The 16394-nt window shown below is 59.7% G+C and carries 18 protein-coding genes and 1 pseudogene; 15 read left to right on the top strand and 4 right to left on the bottom strand.

The genetic code is table 11. From position 1 onward, the window contains the following. Positions 1-129 precede the first annotated feature (129 nt). From coaBC to ACP7EE_RS04225, 7 genes and pseudogenes are all read left to right on the top strand, one after another. Positions 130-1338, top strand: a complete 1209-nt coding sequence (gene coaBC, locus ACP7EE_RS04255; protein ID WP_420649250.1) for a bifunctional phosphopantothenoylcysteine decarboxylase/phosphopantothenate--cysteine ligase CoaBC — start codon at positions 130-132, stop codon at positions 1336-1338. Between the two features lie 5 nt (positions 1339-1343). Then, a complete protein-coding gene (gene dut, locus ACP7EE_RS04250; protein ID WP_426206494.1) occupies positions 1344-1799 on the top strand; it encodes a dUTP diphosphatase in 456 nt (151 codons plus the stop codon). A gap of 228 nt (positions 1800-2027) precedes the next feature. Beyond that, positions 2028-3404: pseudogene (locus tag ACP7EE_RS04245) on the top strand (phosphomannomutase/phosphoglucomutase); the annotation flags it as partial. Positions 3405-3428: 24 nt separating this feature from the next. After that, the gene (argB, locus tag ACP7EE_RS04240; RefSeq protein WP_109626724.1) at positions 3429-4334 is read left to right on the top strand and encodes an acetylglutamate kinase; all 906 of its coding nucleotides are present in this window, start codon (positions 3429-3431) and stop codon (positions 4332-4334) included. Positions 4335-4534: 200 nt separating this feature from the next. Then, positions 4535-4765, top strand: a complete 231-nt coding sequence (locus ACP7EE_RS04235; RefSeq protein ID WP_426233706.1) for a hypothetical protein — start codon at positions 4535-4537, stop codon at positions 4763-4765. Between the two features lie 18 nt (positions 4766-4783). Continuing rightward, a complete protein-coding gene (locus tag ACP7EE_RS04230; RefSeq protein ID WP_426206496.1) occupies positions 4784-5356 on the top strand; it encodes a hypothetical protein in 573 nt (190 codons plus the stop codon). Continuing rightward, positions 5343-5726 carry a hypothetical protein gene (locus ACP7EE_RS04225; protein ID WP_426233704.1) on the top strand — a complete coding sequence of 128 codons (384 nt, stop codon included), beginning with the start codon at positions 5343-5345 and terminating at the stop codon, positions 5724-5726. Before ACP7EE_RS04230 ends, ACP7EE_RS04225 begins: the two co-directional genes overlap by 14 nt. Before the next feature lie 45 nt (positions 5727-5771). On the opposite strand, the gene pyrE is transcribed toward ACP7EE_RS04225, so the two are convergent. Next, entirely contained in the window at positions 5772-6416 is a 645-nt protein-coding gene (gene pyrE, locus ACP7EE_RS04220) for an orotate phosphoribosyltransferase (RefSeq protein ID WP_426233702.1), read from the bottom strand. Between the two features lie 82 nt (positions 6417-6498). Between pyrE and ACP7EE_RS04215 the strand changes: the two genes are divergently transcribed. Beyond that, positions 6499-7278: an exodeoxyribonuclease III gene (locus tag ACP7EE_RS04215; RefSeq protein WP_003229491.1), complete on the top strand. Its 780-nt coding sequence runs from the start codon at positions 6499-6501 to the stop codon at positions 7276-7278. 274 nt (positions 7279-7552) lie between these two features. Here the strand turns inward: ACP7EE_RS04215 and ACP7EE_RS04210 are convergent, their stop codons facing one another. Then, positions 7553-7921, bottom strand: a complete 369-nt coding sequence (locus ACP7EE_RS04210) for a DUF4870 domain-containing protein (protein ID WP_420649256.1) — start codon at positions 7919-7921, stop codon at positions 7553-7555. 28 nt (positions 7922-7949) lie between these two features. Continuing rightward, positions 7950-8672: a ribonuclease PH gene (rph, locus tag ACP7EE_RS04205; RefSeq protein ID WP_420649257.1), complete on the bottom strand. Its 723-nt coding sequence runs from the start codon at positions 8670-8672 to the stop codon at positions 7950-7952. Between the two features lie 268 nt (positions 8673-8940). Between rph and ACP7EE_RS04200 the strand changes: the two genes are divergently transcribed. From ACP7EE_RS04200 to ACP7EE_RS04175, 6 genes are all read left to right on the top strand, one after another. Continuing rightward, positions 8941-9804, top strand: coding sequence for a YicC/YloC family endoribonuclease (locus tag ACP7EE_RS04200; RefSeq protein WP_426206499.1), 864 nt, complete (start codon positions 8941-8943; stop codon positions 9802-9804). 12 nt (positions 9805-9816) lie between these two features. Further along, complete coding sequence (gene gmk, locus ACP7EE_RS04195) at positions 9817-10437, top strand: guanylate kinase (RefSeq protein WP_426206500.1); 621 nt, start codon at positions 9817-9819, stop codon at positions 10435-10437. A 168-nt stretch (positions 10438-10605) separates the two neighbouring features. Beyond that, positions 10606-10869 carry a DNA-directed RNA polymerase subunit omega gene (gene rpoZ / locus ACP7EE_RS04190; RefSeq protein WP_007894670.1) on the top strand — a complete coding sequence of 88 codons (264 nt, stop codon included), beginning with the start codon at positions 10606-10608 and terminating at the stop codon, positions 10867-10869. Between the two features lie 57 nt (positions 10870-10926). Next, positions 10927-13032 (top strand): bifunctional GTP diphosphokinase/guanosine-3',5'-bis pyrophosphate 3'-pyrophosphohydrolase, encoded by a 2106-nt coding sequence (gene spoT / locus ACP7EE_RS04185; protein WP_426233699.1) that lies wholly within the window; start codon positions 10927-10929, stop codon positions 13030-13032. A 24-nt stretch (positions 13033-13056) separates the two neighbouring features. Continuing rightward, positions 13057-13437, top strand: coding sequence for a RidA family protein (locus tag ACP7EE_RS04180; protein WP_003229509.1), 381 nt, complete (start codon positions 13057-13059; stop codon positions 13435-13437). 73 nt (positions 13438-13510) lie between these two features. Next, positions 13511-14251 carry a hypothetical protein gene (locus ACP7EE_RS04175; RefSeq protein WP_426233697.1) on the top strand — a complete coding sequence of 247 codons (741 nt, stop codon included), beginning with the start codon at positions 13511-13513 and terminating at the stop codon, positions 14249-14251. A gap of 137 nt (positions 14252-14388) precedes the next feature. Here ACP7EE_RS04175 and ACP7EE_RS04170 read toward each other — a convergent pair whose 3' ends face one another. Beyond that, the gene (locus ACP7EE_RS04170; protein WP_426233695.1) at positions 14389-15246 is read right to left on the bottom strand and encodes an SDR family oxidoreductase; all 858 of its coding nucleotides are present in this window, start codon (positions 15244-15246) and stop codon (positions 14389-14391) included. A gap of 188 nt (positions 15247-15434) precedes the next feature. Here ACP7EE_RS04170 and exbB point away from each other — a divergent pair, with 188 nt between their 5' ends. Next, positions 15435-16388 (top strand): tonB-system energizer ExbB, encoded by a 954-nt coding sequence (gene exbB / locus ACP7EE_RS04165; protein WP_426233693.1) that lies wholly within the window; start codon positions 15435-15437, stop codon positions 16386-16388. Positions 16389-16394: the final 6 nt, after the last annotated feature.

Genomic DNA, 16394 nt, shown 5'->3' with positions numbered 1-16394 from the left:
TCCTTGTCTGTGGGCGCCGCTGTTCCGTAGCGGTCGCTGTGATATCGTAGCCCATCTTTTTTGCGGGCGAATTCACTCTGGGGAGGGGGTTTCGCCACGTATGTCACCCACGAAATCAAAGGCAGACCTATGCAGCGGCTGTATCGGAAACGCATCGTTCTGGGCGTCGGCGGTGGCATTGCTGCCTACAAGAGCGCCGACCTGGTTCGCCGCCTGATCGACCAGGGCGCCGAAGTGCGCGTGGTCATGACCCGTGGTGGCAGCGAGTTCATCACCCCGCTGACCATGCAAGCGCTGTCCGGCCATCCGGTGCACCTCGATCTGCTCGACCCGGCCGCCGAAGCGGCGATGGGCCACATCGAGCTGGCGAAATGGGCGGATCTGGTGCTGATCGCCCCGGCTACCGCCGACCTGCTCGCGCGTCTGGCCCAAGGCATTGCCAACGATCTTTTGACCACGCTGGTGCTGGCCACCGACGCCATCGTGGCTGTGGCTCCAGCGATGAATCAGGCTATGTGGCGCGATCCGGCGACGCAAGCCAACCTGCAACTGCTCGAAAGCCGTGGCCTGAAGACCTTCGGCCCGGCCTCCGGCAGCCAGGCCTGCGGCGACGTCGGCATGGGCCGCATGATGGAAGCTACAGATCTCGCCCAATGCGCGGCGGACTGCTTCCAGCGTCAGGCACTGACCGGCAAACACGTGGTGATTACGGCCGGCCCGACTCAGGAAAACATCGACCCGGTGCGTTACATCACTAACCACAGCTCCGGGAAAATGGGCTTTGCCTTGGCCGAAGCTGCGGCTGAAGCTGGCGCCCGCGTCACGCTGATCAGTGGCCCGGTGCACTTGCCGACGCCGGATCGGGTCACGCGCATCGACGTGGTCAGCGCCCGCGACATGCTCGCCGCCTGCGAAGCCGCGATCCCGTGCGACGTGTTCATTTCCTCGGCTGCGGTCGCGGACTACCGTCCAGAAGTCATCGCCCCACAAAAACTCAAGAAAGACCCTACGAGCGGTGACGGCTTCGTCCTGCAAATGGTGCGTAACCCGGACATCCTGGCCACCATCGCGACCCGTCCCGACCGTCCGTTCAGTGTCGGTTTTGCCGCCGAGACTGAACACCTGCTCGACTACGCTGCACGCAAGCTCAAGGACAAGAATCTCGATTTGATCGTCGCCAACGACGTCGCCAACCCGAGCATCGGTTTCAACAGCGAAGAAAACGCCTGTAGCGTCATCGACCGTGCGCTCCACGCCACGGTTTTCGCCCAGACCAGCAAGAGCAAGATTGCTCGCCAGCTCGTCACTTTTATCGCCGAACGTCTGAACCAGGTTTAATTTACATGCACGCTTTGCAAGCCAAGATCCTCGACCCACGCATCGGTACCGAATTCCCGCTGCCGCAATACGCCACTCCGGGTTCCGCCGGCCTCGACCTGCGCGCCATGCTGCAACAGGACACCGTGATCAAACCGGGTGAAACCGTACTGATCCCTACCGGTCTGTCGGTGTACATCGGCGACCCGAATCTGGCGGCGCTGATCCTGCCGCGCTCGGGCCTGGGCCATAAGCACGGCATCGTGCTGGGCAATCTGGTCGGCTTGATCGACTCCGATTACCAAGGCCCGCTGATGGTGTCTTGCTGGAACCGTGGCCAGACTGACTTCACCATGACCATCGGCGAGCGTCTGGCGCAATTGGTACTGGTACCGGTGGTGCAGGCGCATTTCGAAATGGTTGAAGAGTTCGTCGAAACCGAACGCGGCGCGGGTGGTTTCGGGCATTCCGGAACCAAGTAAACCGACAGAAAATCATACTGAGGGAGTCTTCTCCCTCGGCATGAAAATCAAGGCATTAGCTGACCAAAGCCGCGCCGTTCGCGGTGTCATGGCCCTTTCATACCACGAACTCTCTGTGGAAAACGCCGTCATACCCTTCAGTTTGAGCTTGCCGTCGAATCAGTCGTCGGTCTGTCCAGTCACTTTTGAGATGGAGCATTTCCGCAGATGACCACCCCCGCCCTCGTTGCCCCGAAACTTCCCGACAGCATCTTCCGCGCCTACGACATCCGCGGCACCGTGCCGGAATTTCTGAACGGCGAAACCGCTTACTGGATCGGCCGCGCCATCGGCTCGCAGAGCCTGGCCCAGGGCGAACCAAACGTGTCGGTCGGCCGTGACGGGCGCCTGTCCGGCCCGGAGCTGGTCGCTGAATTGATTCGCGGTATCGCCGAAAGCGGCTGCCACGTCAGCGACGTCGGCCTGGTGCCAACGCCTGCGCTGTACTACGCCGCCAACGTACTGGCCGGCAAGTCCGGGGTGATGCTCACCGGTAGCCATAACCCGTCGAACTACAACGGCTTCAAGATCGTGATCGCCGGTGACACCCTCGCCAACGAACAGATCCAGGCCCTGCACGAGCGCCTCAAGAGCAACAACTTGAGCAGCGGCCAGGGCAGCGTGACCCAGGTCGAAATCCTCGACCGCTACAACACCGAAATCGTCCAGGACATCAAACTGGCGCGGCGCCTGAAAGTCGTGGTCGACTGCGGCAACGGCGCGGCCGGCGTCATTGCCCCGCAATTGATCGAGGCGCTGAACTGCGAAGTCATCCCGCTGTTCTGCGAGGTCGACGGCAACTTCCCGAACCATCACCCGGACCCGGGCAAACCGGAAAACCTTGTCGACCTGATCGCCAAAGTCAAAGAGACCAACGCTGATATCGGTCTGGCCTTCGACGGCGACGGCGACCGTGTCGGCGTGGTGACCAACACCGGCACCATCGTCTTCCCGGATCGTCTGCTGATGCTGTTCGCCCGCGACGTGCTGGCACGCAACCCGGACGCGGAAGTGATCTTCGACGTCAAATGCACCCGTCGTCTGGTGCCGCTGATCAAGGAATATGGCGGTCGCCCGCTAATGTGGAAGACCGGTCACTCGTTGATCAAAAAGAAGATGAAACAATCCGGCGCGCTGTTGGCCGGCGAAATGAGCGGGCATATCTTCTTCAAGGAACGCTGGTTCGGTTTCGACGACGGTGTTTACAGTGCCGCACGGCTGCTGGAAATCCTCAGCAAAGAAAAATCCACCGCGGAAGAGCTGTTTGCGACCTTCCCGAACGATATTTCTACGCCGGAAATCAATATCCATGTGACCGAAGAGAGCAAATTCAGCATCATTGATGCATTGCACGACGCGCAATGGGGCGCAGGCGCTGACCTGACCACCATCGACGGCGTGCGAGTCGACTACGCCAAAGGCTGGGGCCTGGTGCGCGCGTCCAACACCACACCGGTGCTGGTGCTGCGCTTCGAGGCCGATGACGAGGCTGAATTGCAGCGCATCAAGGACGTGTTCCACGCCCAGTTGAAGCGCGTTGCACCTGATCTCCAACTACCGTTCTGATTTCTGATTCACCCGGAGCCCTGAATGACCCTCGAACGCGAAGCCGCCGCCAACACCGCCAAGGTCCTGTCCGAAGCGCTGCCTTACATCCGCCGCTACGTCGGCAAGACGCTGGTGATCAAATACGGCGGCAACGCGATGGAAAGCGAGGAGCTGAAAACCGGCTTCGCCCGCGACATCGTCTTGATGAAAGCCGTGGGCATCAACCCGGTCGTAGTCCACGGCGGCGGTCCGCAGATCGGTGATCTGCTCAAGCGCCTGTCGATCGAGAGCCACTTCATCGATGGCATGCGCGTGACCGACGCACAAACCATGGACGTGGTGGAGATGGTCCTCGGCGGCCAGGTCAACAAGGACATCGTCAACCTGATCAACCGTCACGGCGGCAGCGCCATCGGCCTGACCGGTAAAGACGCCGAGCTGATTCGTGCGAAGAAACTCACCGTGACTCGCCAGACGCCGGAGATGACCCAGCCGGAAATCATCGACATCGGCCAGGTGGGTGAAGTGGTCGGGATCAACACCGATCTGCTGAACCTGCTGGTCAAAGGCGATTTCATCCCGGTGATCGCGCCAATCGGCGTTGGCGCCAATGGCGAGTCGTACAACATCAACGCCGACCTGGTGGCGGGTAAAGTTGCCGAAGCACTGAAGGCCGAGAAGCTGATGCTGCTGACCAACATCGCCGGCCTGATGGACAAATCCGGCACGGTGCTGACCGGCCTGACTACGCAGCAAGTCGACGACCTGATCGCCGACGGCACGATCTACGGCGGCATGTTGCCGAAGATCCGCTGCGCACTGGAAGCCGTTCAGGGTGGCGTTGGTAGCTCGCTGATCATCGACGGTCGTGTACCAAACGCGATCCTGCTGGAAATCTTCACCGACACCGGTGTGGGCACGCTGATCAGCAATCGCAAGCGTCCCTGATAGCTGAAACGCAAAAGATCGCAGCCTGCGGCAGCTCCTGCAAAGCGGGATTTCGGATGTACGAAATCCCCGTAGGAACTGACGAAGGCTGCGATTTTTTTATGCGCGCAAGAAACGTCTGACCCAAATCAACGAAACGTCCGACATCGCCTCAGAACAAATCTCCCTAGGATCTTCCCCTCATCCACCGGAGATTTACCATGCAAAAAGACAACGTTCCTTATGGCAGTGACATTTCAGCAGGTACCTACGCATGCGCGGATTGCGGCCGAGAGTATTCGGGCAAGTCAAATAAGTCGATGCCGCCCTGCCCCGACTTCACGCCAGCCTCCCACCCGCTCAAGGGCTGGAAAGTACTGACCGGCCAAGGTGATGCGCCGCAGGACCCGTATCCGGGAACAGCCAAAAAACCTACCGGCAGCGGACGATAACCTCGGAGAGAATGAGCCATGCAGATCTCGTTCACGATAGACGCCGCTGCTTTCGAGCTGGAGCAAAAAGAGCCGGTCAAGAAAACCCTGCGAATCACCGATCCGCAAATCGCTGGCGCCTTGCAACGTATCGCCAAGGCGAGCTTGACCGAATACCTGAAAATGCTTGTCGAGGGCGGCATGCCGAGCCGGGCCGACGAAGCCAAGCAGGATCGATTGCTGTATCTGATCCAAAGCTACTTCGAGCAAACATTGCCGACCGAATCGCAGATATCGACGATTTTTCAATTGACCCAAAGCCAGAGCAAAACCCTGCTCAAGAACACCGTTTCGCGCTTTCGCAATCAACTCGACGACATTCTGCAACACAGCATGCGCGCGGTAGTCGAGTCTGCCGAGCACGCGCAGAACGTGTATCTGGTGGTCATCAGTTCGGATGTCATCCGCGATGAGCTGAACATGCTGATCACTCAAAACGAGCCGACCTTCAAACCCATCACCAAGCGCAAAGGCAGTGCCGGGCAATTCGAGATCAGCGAAGATTCCCACGCATTGTTATGCCAGACACTCGGCCTGAATGCCGTTCAGTGACATCGTCGCGGTCAGTGGCTTGCTGCTGACCCTGACGACTTTTCTGTTCAATCTGGCGTGGCCGGGAATGCGCGCGGCATTGGAGCTGGATGCAACCCAGTCAGGCCCATTGGCCAGAAAACGCAGTCGAGGACAAGTGCGCAGAACGCTATTCGGATGCGCGTTGCCATTGAGCTGCGGTTTCACGGCGCTGTTCTACATCAACCTGCCGGCGACCGTAGAAATCGTGCGCACGAGCACGCTGGATCTGTGGAATTTCGATGTGGGTCGCACGCTTTACGTAATGATGGCCTGGGCGCTACTTGGATTCGCGGCACTCAACATCTGGCTGAGCTGGCAGCTCATCGCCAAATGGCACCAGCTGCGTTGATTTTGAGTTGAAAAAAAGGCCCTGTTTTCACAGGGCCTTTGATTCTCAAACGCCGAATTGCGCGCGGTAGGCTTCGACTGCTGGCAGATGTTGTTTGAGCTGCGGATCGTCAGCGAGGAATTCCAGCACTTGGTTCAGCGAAACAATGCTGATCACCGGAATACCGAAATCGCGCTCGACTTCCTGAATCGCTGACAACTCGCCGTTGCCACGCTCCTGACGGTTCAGCGCGATCAGCACGCCGGCTGCCTTGGCGCCGTCCTGAGAAGCGATGATCTGCATCACTTCACGGATAGCGGTGCCAGCGGTGATCACGTCGTCGATGATCAGCACGTCGCCGGTCAGCGGTGCGCCGACCAGGCTGCCGCCTTCGCCGTGGGCCTTGGCTTCCTTGCGGTTGAAACACCATGGCAAATCACGGTCGTGATGTTCAGCCAGCGCGACCGCGGTGGTCGCCGCCAGCGGAATGCCTTTGTAGGCCGGGCCGAACAACACGTCGAAGGAAATGCCGCTTTCGGCGATGGCAGCGGCGTAGAAACGACCCAGCTGCGCCAGCGCGGAACCTGAGTTGAACAGGCCGGCATTGAAGAAGTAAGGACTGGTGCGCCCGGACTTCAGGGTGAACTCGCCGAAGCGCAAAACGCCGCGATCGATGGCAAAACGAATGAAATCGCGCTGATACGTTTGCATGAAAAAAACCCCAAATACCACGGATTTAGCTAATTAGCTTGACGCCGTGTATCATACACGCACGCGATTTTTGGGGCCATTTATGCGGATCATCAGTGTGAACGTCAATGGTATTCAGGCTGCAGTCGAGCGTGGTTTGCTCAGTTGGCTGCAGGCACAGAATGCCGACGTCATCTGCCTGCAGGACACCCGTGCCTCCGCCTTTGAACTGGATGACCCAGCCTTCCAACTGGATGGCTACTTCCTTTATGCCTGCGATGCCGAAGTACCCGCCCAAGGCGGCGTGGCTTTGTACTCGCGGTTGCAACCGAAGGCTGTCATCAGCGGTCTCGGTTTCGAGACGGCCGACCGCTACGGGCGCTACCTGCAAGCAGATTTCGACAAAGTCAGTATTGCCACTTTGCTGCTCCCTTCGGGGATGAACGGCGACGAAGACTTGAACCAGAAGTTCAAGCTCATGGACGATTTCGGCAAGTACCTGGACAAGCAGCGGCGTAAACGTCGCGAGTACATTTATTGTGGCTCGCTGTACGTCGCGCAGCAGAAGCTCGACATCAAGAACTGGCGCGACAGCCAGCAATCTCCGGGCTTCCTGGCGCCAGAACGCGCCTGGATGGACGAGATTGTCGGCAACATGGGTTATGTCGACGCCCTGCGCGAAGTCAGCCGTGAAGGTGATCAGTACAGCTGGTGGCCAGATAACGAACAGGCCGAGATGCTTAACCTCGGCTGGCGCTTCGATTACCAGCTACTGACCCCGGGCCTGCGGCGCTTCGTGCGCAGCGCACGCCTGCCGCGTCAGCCACGCTTCTCGCAGCACGCGCCGCTGATCGTGGACTACGACTGGACGCTGACGATCTAAAGCATCTTTTCGCAGATACAAAAAAACCGACAGTGATGTCGGTTTTTTTGTGGGCAACTTTTGAGATTTGCGCCGCCTGAGAGATCGCTTCCCCCTCACCCCAACCCTCTCCCCCAAGGGGGGCGAGTGGGAAAGGGAGCCGATCTTCGTGCTTTTCAAACTCGAGTTCGATTGAGGAATCTCAGGTCGATGTAGCTCGAGAGGACGGCTCGGTCAGTCCCCTCTCCCTCTGGGAGAGGGCTAGGGTGAGGGCAATCTCAGGCAAACCCGAAGACTATTTGATCACTCGCCAGGTAAACGGATAACGATAAGGCACGCCCTCGTTAGCCTTGACCCCGGCAATGATCGTCAGCACCAACGCGCCAATAGCCACCAACCCGAGCAGGAAGAAACCGATCACCAACAGCATCAGGAAGAAGCTGATCATCGAAGCAATCGCCACAGTGATCTGAAAATTCAGCGCTTCCTTGCCCTGAGCATCGATAAACGGATCCTTCTCGCGTTTCATCTGCCAGAGAATCAGCGGCCCGATCAGGTTGCCGAATGGAATCCAGAACCCCAACAAGGCTGACAAGTGGCAAAACATCGCCCACTGACGAACCTCCTGGCTCGGCTTGGGCAGCAACTGTTGCTCATCACTCATCGCATTCTCCTTGCGGTTGTGAACCGAATCAGTCAGCCAGTGCGGCGGTCTGCAGTTCGAAGATTTCGTTCATGCCTTTCTTGGCCAGTTCGAGCATGGCGTTCAGCTCTTCAGGCTGGAACGGCGCGCCTTCGGCGGTACCCTGCACTTCGATGAAGCCACCGGTGCTGGTCATCACGACGTTGAGGTCGGTCTCGGCTGCGGAGTCTTCAAGGTAGTCGAGATCCAACACTGGCTCGCCCTGGTACATGCCCACAGACACGGCGGCGATCATTTGCTTGAGCGGGTCGCCGCCCTTCAGACCGCCACGCTTCTTGATCACTTTCAGCGCATCAACCAGTGCAACCATGGCGCCGGTGATCGAAGCAGTGCGAGTGCCGCCATCGGCCTGGATCACGTCGCAATCGACGTAGAGGGTCACGTCGCCCAGTTTGGACATGTCCAGCGCAGCGCGCAGCGAACGACCGATCAGACGCTGGATTTCCAGCGTACGACCGCCCTGCTTGCCACGGCTCGCTTCACGCTGATTACGCTCGCCAGTAGCGCGCGGCAGCATGCCGTACTCGGCGGTCAACCAGCCCTGGCCCTGACCTTTGAGGAAACGCGGCACGCCGTTTTCGACGCTGACGGTGCAGATGACCTTGGTATCACCGAATTCGACCAGTACCGATCCTTCGGCGTGCTTGGTGTAGTTGCGGGTAATGCGGATCGAGCGGAGCTGATCGGCAACGCGACCACTTGGACGTTTCATAGGAGATACCTGTACTGGGGACGGAAAACTGCCGAGCATTATAGAGCCGTGCACCGCGCTGGGCACTGCTTAAAAATTCGGCCCGACGGTTGAAGGCCGTGAAACGCAGATTACCGACGGCCTGCAGCCCTTTGTCACACCGTGTGTTTGGGCGCATTCGCTGCACTGCGCTACAATCCTGCGCCTTTGCTGCCAGTCGGCTTACATTCATTGAGATCGTGGCCGCAGAACGTCAGTTCTGCGCCGATCTGCATTGCGAGGTACCACCATGGTGCACAGCATGACCGCCTTCGCCCGCGTAGAGAAAGCCGGCGTCCAGGGCACCCTGAGCTGGGAACTGCGCTCGGTCAACAGCCGCTACCTGGAACCCCATCTGCGCTTGCCGGAGTCGTTTCGCGACCTCGAAGGCGCCGTCCGTGAAGCGCTGCGCCAGGGTTTGTCGCGCGGCAAACTCGAATGCACCCTGCGCTTCACCGAAGAAAGCACCGGCAAAGCCCTGCAAGTCGATCGCGAGCGCGCCGCGCAACTGGTCGCCGCCGCCGAAACTATCGCGAGCCTGATCAAGAACCCGGCGGCGCTGAATCCGCTGGAAGTACTGGCCTGGCCCGGCGTGCTGGTGGGCGACGCAACTGATCCACAAGCGCTGAACGCTGAAGCGCTGGCGCTGTTCAATCAAGGGCTGAAAGAACTCAAGGCCGGCCGTGAGCGCGAAGGCGCAGAGCTGGCCCGCTTGATCAACGAGCGCCTGACCTCGATTGAAGAGGACGTGACGACCCTGCGTGAACTGGTGCCGCAGATGCTCGCCACCCAGCGCCAGAAGGTCCTCGACCGCTTCGCCGACATGAAGGCCGAGCTCGACCCGCAGCGCCTGGAACAGGAAATGGTCATCCTCGCGCAAAAGAGCGACGTGGCCGAAGAACTGGATCGCCTGAGTACCCACATCATCGAAGTGCGCCGGGTGCTCAAATCCGGCGGTGCGGCCGGTCGCCGGCTGGACTTCCTGATGCAGGAGCTCAACCGCGAAGCCAACACACTGGGCTCCAAAGCCTTCGATCCGCGCAGCACCCAGGCAGCGGTCAACCTCAAAGTGTTGATCGAACAGATGCGCGAACAAGTGCAGAACATTGAGTAAGGCTACCCCGACATGACCCACAGCACCGGCACCCTGTACATCATTTCCGCCCCATCGGGTGCGGGCAAGAGCAGTCTGGTCAAGGCCCTGACTGACGCCATTCCGGAGATCCGCGTTTCGGTCTCGCACACCACCCGCGCCATGCGCCCTGGTGAAGTCGACGGCGTGAACTACCACTTCGTGACCCGCGAAGACTTTGTAAAGATGGGCGAGCACGGTGATTTTCTCGAGCGCGCCGAAGTGTTCGGCAACTTCTACGGCACCTCGCAAAGCCATCTGCAACAGACCCTGGACGAAGGCCACGACCTGATTCTGGAAATCGACTGGCAGGGCGCCGAGCAAGTGCGCAAGCTGATGCCGCAGGCCCGCTCGGTGTTCATTCTGCCGCCGTCGCTGCAAGCATTGCATCAGCGCCTGACCAATCGCGGCCAGGACAGTGACGAGATCATCGACGGACGGATGCGCGAAGCGGTGAACGAAATGAGCCACTACGTCGAATACGACTACCTGATCATCAACGACGATTTCGCCCATGCGCTGGACGACCTGAAGGCGATTTTCCGCGCCAATCAGCTGCAACAGAGGCGCCAACAGGTGCGTTTCGGCAAACTGTTGGCCGAATTGCTCGGTTGAAACAGCACTTCCCAAAACCGCTGCAAGGGCTTTACATTGGCACTTGCAGCGCGTTGAAGAGGTTGGTCAAAAAATCAGCGCTTCCCTAATCGCTGGTGTTTTTTTAAACTGCTCAGTCCGCTCGCCCAACCGGGCAGCGCGCATCTTGCATTCGCTCCGAGGAATACCATGGCCCGCGTAACCGTTGAAGACTGCCTGAACCACGTGGAAAACCGTTTTGAGCTGGTCATGCTGTCCACCAAACGTGCCCGTCAACTGGCCACCGGCGGCAAAGAGCCACTGGTTCAGTGGGAAAACGACAAGCCTACCGTTGTAGCGCTGCGTGAAATCGCTGAAGGCCTGATGAGCTACGAGTTCATCGCCAACGCTGAAATCGTCGAAGACGAACCGCTGTTCGCAGCGTTCGAGGACGAGTCCAACGAGGCCGTCTAAGCCTATGCCTGGTCGACGTAGCACGGCGCAGGGTCACAACGTACGGCAGGAGTCATCATGCCGAGCATAGACGCCCTCGCCGATCGCTTATCGGCCTACCTCGGCAAAGACCAGGTCAACCTGGTCCGCCGAGCGTATTTCTACGCCGAACAAGCCCACGACGGCCAACGCCGCCGCAGTGGCGAGGCGTATGTCACGCATCCTCTTGCCGTGGCAAATATTCTTGCCGACATGCACATGGACCATCAGAGCCTGATGGCTGCGATGCTGCATGACGTGATCGAAGACACCGGGATCGCCAAAGAAGCGCTGCAAGCGCAGTTCGGTGAAACCGTGGCCGAACTGGTCGACGGGGTCAGCAAACTGACCCAGATGAATTTCGAGACCAAAGCCGAAGCCCAGGCCGAAAACTTCCAGAAAATGGCCATGGCCATGGCCCGCGATATTCGCGTGATCCTGGTCAAGCTTGCCGACCGCCTGCACAACATGCGCACGCTGGAAGTGCTGTCCGGCGAAAAACGCCGACGCATCGCCAAGGAAACCCTCGAAATCTATGCCCCCATCGCCAACCGGCTGGGCATGCACGCCATTCGCATAGAGTTCGAAGACCTCGGCTTCAAGGCCATGCACCCGATGCGTTCCGCGCGGATCTACCAGGCGGTCAAACGTGCCCGGGGCAACCGCAAGGAAATCGTCAACAAGATCGAAGAGTCGCTGAGCCATTGCCTGGCGATCGACGAGATCCAGGGCGAAGTCAGTGGCCGCCAGAAACACCTCTACGGCATCTACAAGAAAATGCGCGGCAAGCGTCGGGCCTTCAACGAGATCATGGACGTATATGCGTTCCGGATCATCGTCGACAAGGTCGACACCTGCTACCGCGTGCTGGGCGCTGTTCATAATTTGTACAAACCGTTGCCGGGGCGCTTCAAGGATTACATCGCGATCCCCAAGGCTAACGGCTATCAGTCGCTGCACACCACGCTGTTCGGCATGCACGGTGTACCGATCGAGATCCAGATCCGCACCCGTGAAATGGAAGAGATGGCCAACAACGGCATCGCCGCCCATTGGCTGTACAAATCCAGCGGCGACGAGCAGCCGAAAGGCACTCACGCCCGCGCGCGCCAGTGGGTCAAAGGCGTGCTGGAAATGCAGCAACGTGCCGGCAACTCGCTGGAATTCATCGAGAGCGTGAAGATCGACCTGTTCCCGGACGAGGTCTACGTATTCACGCCCAAAGGCCGGATCATGGAGCTGCCCAAAGGCTCCACGGCGGTCGACTTTGCCTACGCGGTGCACACCGACGTCGGCAACAGCTGCATCGCCTGCCGGATCAACCGACGTCTCGCGCCGCTGTCGGAACCGCTGCAGAGCGGCTCCACGGTCGAAATCGTCAGCGCTCCCGGCGCACGGCCGAACCCGGCCTGGCTCAACTTCGTGGTCACCGGCAAGGCGCGTACGCACATTCGCCACGCGCTTAAGCTGCAACGCCGCTCCGAGTCCATCAGCCTCGGCGAACGCCTGCTGAACAAAGTGCTGAACGGTTTCGACAGCGCGCTGGAGAAGATCCCGGCCGAACGCGTCAAAGCCATGCTCAGCGAATACCGCCTCGAACTGATCGAAGACTTGCTCGAAGACATTGGTCTGGGCAACCGCATGGCCTATGTTGTGGCGCGACGCCTGCTCGGCGAAGGCGAACAGTTGCCAAGTCCGGAAGGCCCGCTGGCGATTCGCGGCACCGAAGGCTTGGTACTCAGCTACGCCAAATGCTGCACGCCGATTCCGGGCGATCCGATTGTCGGCCACCTGTCAGCGGGCAAAGGCATGGTCGTGCACTTGGACAACTGCCGCAACATCAGCGAAATCCGGCACAACCCGGAAAAATGCATTCAGCTCTCGTGGGCCAAGGATGTCACCGGCGAATTCAATGTCGAGCTGCGCGTCGAGCTGGAACACCAGCGCGGCCTGATCGCCCTGCTGGCCAGCAGCGTCAACGCGGCCGACGGCAATATCGAGAAAATCAGCATGGACGAACGCGATGGTCGCATCAGCGTTGTCCAGTTGGTGGTCAGCGTCCACGACCGTGTGCACCTGGCCCGCGCGATCAAGAAACTGCGCGCACTGACCGGGGTGATCCGCATCACCCGCATGCGTGCATAAATTCAACATTACAAGGAGTCATACATGACCAAGACTGTTATCACCAGCGACAAGGCCCCGGCTGCCATCGGCACCTACTCCCAGGCAATCAAGGCTGGCAACACCGTGTACATGTCCGGCCAGATTCCTCTGGACCCGAAAACCATGGAACTGGTTGAAGGCTTCGAAGCCCAGACCGTTCAGGTCTTCGAAAACCTCAAAGCCGTGGCCGAAGCGGCCGGCGGTTCGTTCAAAGACATCGTTAAACTGAACATCTTCCTCACCGACCTGAGCCACTTCGCCAAGGTCAACGAGATCATGGGCAAGTACTTCGACCAGCCATACCCGGCTCGCGCCGCCATCGGCGTTGCTGCCCTGCCAAAGGGTTCGCAGGTTGAAATGGATGCCATCCTGGTCATCGAGTAATGCGCGCGGCGCAGCCCTCAAACGCTGCGCCGACTGCTCTGCGGTAAAGAAAAGGTTTTGAAAGGATTCCACCATGCGCAAAGCGCTTGCTCTCTCGCTGCTCGCCATTTTCCTCGGCGGCTGCGCCAGCGACCCTGCCGACCGTGACATCAGCGGCACCTGGATCAATCAGGTGGCCATCGATGCCGCATCCAAGGGCGGCCCCCTGCGCGAAGCGCTTCAGGCCTATGGCCCGAATCTGGAATGGGACGTCAACACCAAGGCCAGTCAGGCCCGCTATACCAACGGTTTTGAGAAAGTCGAAGGACGGCTGCTGGGCGAACAGTCCGGGGCCTGGAAAGTCGACTTCTATGGCAGCTCCGCCAGCGAACTGAAACGCGATGGCAGCCAGTTGCAACAGGCTGCCAGCGAAAACGAACCACAGCAGCTGTTCGACCGCGCACAGATTCCCGTACCGGAAGGTGCGCCAATTGGAGCCAGTTTCGAACGCGCGTTGTACTCGGCCTACCTGGGCGGCAGCTGGAAAATCGCCAGCGGCGAGGGTGAAGGCGCCACCGTGCAATTCCAGGCGGATGGCCAGGTTACCGGCCTGCCGGGTGCTGATCGTTACGCCTTGTGCCTGGCGGGTGATTGCGCGTCGATGAGCAACGGCAACGACAATATGTGGCTGCAGCTCAACGGCCAGGGCAATACCTGGATCTTTGCGCGCAAGGGCAAGGAGCTGGAAATCTTTCAGACCGTGAACACGGCACTGGCGGATGAAATGCCGGCGTTTACTCCCGGCGATCGCAAGTGGTTGCTTGAGAAGCAGTAACCATACCTGAGAACAACACTTAACCCTGTGGGAGCGGGCTTGCCCGCGATGAGGCCATCAGACTCAACACTTGTGTTGACTGCCAGGGCGCCATCGCGGGCAAGCCCGCTCCCACAGTGGTTTGTGGTGTTTGGGAGTCAGCATTTACCTTCGAGGATCGCCGCGTAGCCTTCGCGGTAGCTTGGGTATTTCGGCGTCCAGCCCAGCGCTTTCGCCCGTGCATTGCTGCAACGCTTACTGCCGGTGCGACGCACGCTTGCGTCTTCCGACCACTCGGTAACACCCAGATACTCGCGCAACCACCCCACCACCTCGGCCAACGGTGCGGGCGCATCGTCGACGCCGATGTAGATATCGTCCAGCGTCACACCCTTGCGATCCGCTTCCAGCAGAAACGCCATCAGCCCGGCCGCGTCATCCGCATGAATGCGATTGCCGTACAGCGGCGGATCGACTGCCACGCGATAACCACGCCGCACCTGCGTCAGCAGCCATTCACGGCCAGGACCATAGATGCCGGTCAGACGCACGATGCTCGCCGGGATGCCGCTGTTCAGCGCCACTTGCTCGGCTTCCAGCATCACCTGCCCGGAATACCCGGCGGCAACAGTTGCGGATGTTTCATCGACCCACTCGCCTTCCTGCTGCCCATAAACGCTGCTGCTGGAGACGAACAACAGTCGATCCGGCACTTGCCCGTAATCGTCCAGCCAGCTCAAAACGTTCTGCAGACCCTGCACATACGCCGCGCGATAACCGGCCTCATCGTGCTCGGTGGCTGCCGCGCAATACACCAGATAATCCACGGCGCCGACCGGCCAGGTCTCCGGGCAGTCTTCATTGAACAAGTCACCGGCCACACCGATGACGCCATCCGGCAGACGTGAAATATCACGGCGCAGGCCATGAACCTCCCAGCCTTCAGCCAGCAATTGCTTGGCCAGACGGCTGCCGACATCGCCACAACCGGCAATCAGAACAGAAGGCGCGGACATCAATAAACTCCCATTTCAAAGCGACAGACTAGCCTCGGCACAGGACGAGCGGCTAGCAATCAAGGAAAAAAAGATACTCTATTACTTTTGTTAACAAGAATTACTTGCAATAATGCACGCCACTTTTGTTCTCGGCCTCACGAGGCCTGGAAGAGCATTACCGTTTTTCTATCTCAGGTCCGGCCAGCATGACACGTAATCAAAACACCGCTTCGCCTACCACACGACCTCGCGCCTGGAGCGCTGTGGCTGCCCTGTTGCTCAGCCTGATGCTCGCGCCAGTCGCCGCTTTCGCTGACGCCCAGGCACCTGCCGCTCCGCCAGCTCAGGAGCAAACCGCTCCCGCCGCTGCGCCGGCCGCCACCGATCCCGTGCAAGCCGTCGACGCCAGCGCCGCTGACGCACCTGAAGTCCTTGAAGCCGACAACTCGCTGGGCATGGCCCACGACCTGTCGCCATGGGGCATGTACCAGAACGCCGACATCATCGTGAAAATCGTGATGATCGGTCTGGCCATCGCCTCGATCATCACCTGGACCATCTGGATTGCCAAAGGCTTCGAGCTGATGGGCGCCAAGCGTCGTCTGCGTGGCGAAATCGCCGCACTGAAGAAAGCCACCACCCTTAAAGAAGCCAGCGCGACAGCTGCCAAGCCAGGCACCCTGGCCAATCTGCTGGTGCACGATGCGCTGGAAGAAATGCACCTGTCGACCAACGCCCGCGAGAAAGAAGGCATCAAGGAACGCGTCAGCTTCCGCCTCGAGCGTCTGGTTGCCGCCTGTGGCCGCAACATGAGCAGCGGCACCGGCGTGCTCGCCACCATCGGTTCGACCGCGCCATTCGTCGGCCTGTTCGGTACCGTGTGGGGCATCATGAACAGCTTCATCGGCATCGCCAAAACCCAGACCACCAATCTCGCCGTCGTGGCGCCTGGTATTGCTGAAGCGTTGCTGGCCACCGCTTTGGGTCTGGTTGCCGCGATTCCAGCGGTGGTGATCTACAACGTGTTCGCCCGCTCCATCGCCGGCTACAAGGCGCAGGTGTCCGATGCGTCGGCAGAAGTGCTGCTGCTGGTCAGCCGCGATCTCGACCACCAGCCTGAGCGCAGCAGCTCGCAGCCGCACATGGTCAAAGTGGGGTAATCGGCC

The sequence above is a fragment of the Pseudomonas sp. TWP3-2 genome, from assembly GCF_049897765.1.
GTDB lineage: Bacteria > Pseudomonadota > Gammaproteobacteria > Pseudomonadales > Pseudomonadaceae > Aquipseudomonas.
This window is presented reverse-complemented; position numbering and strand designations above follow the sequence as displayed.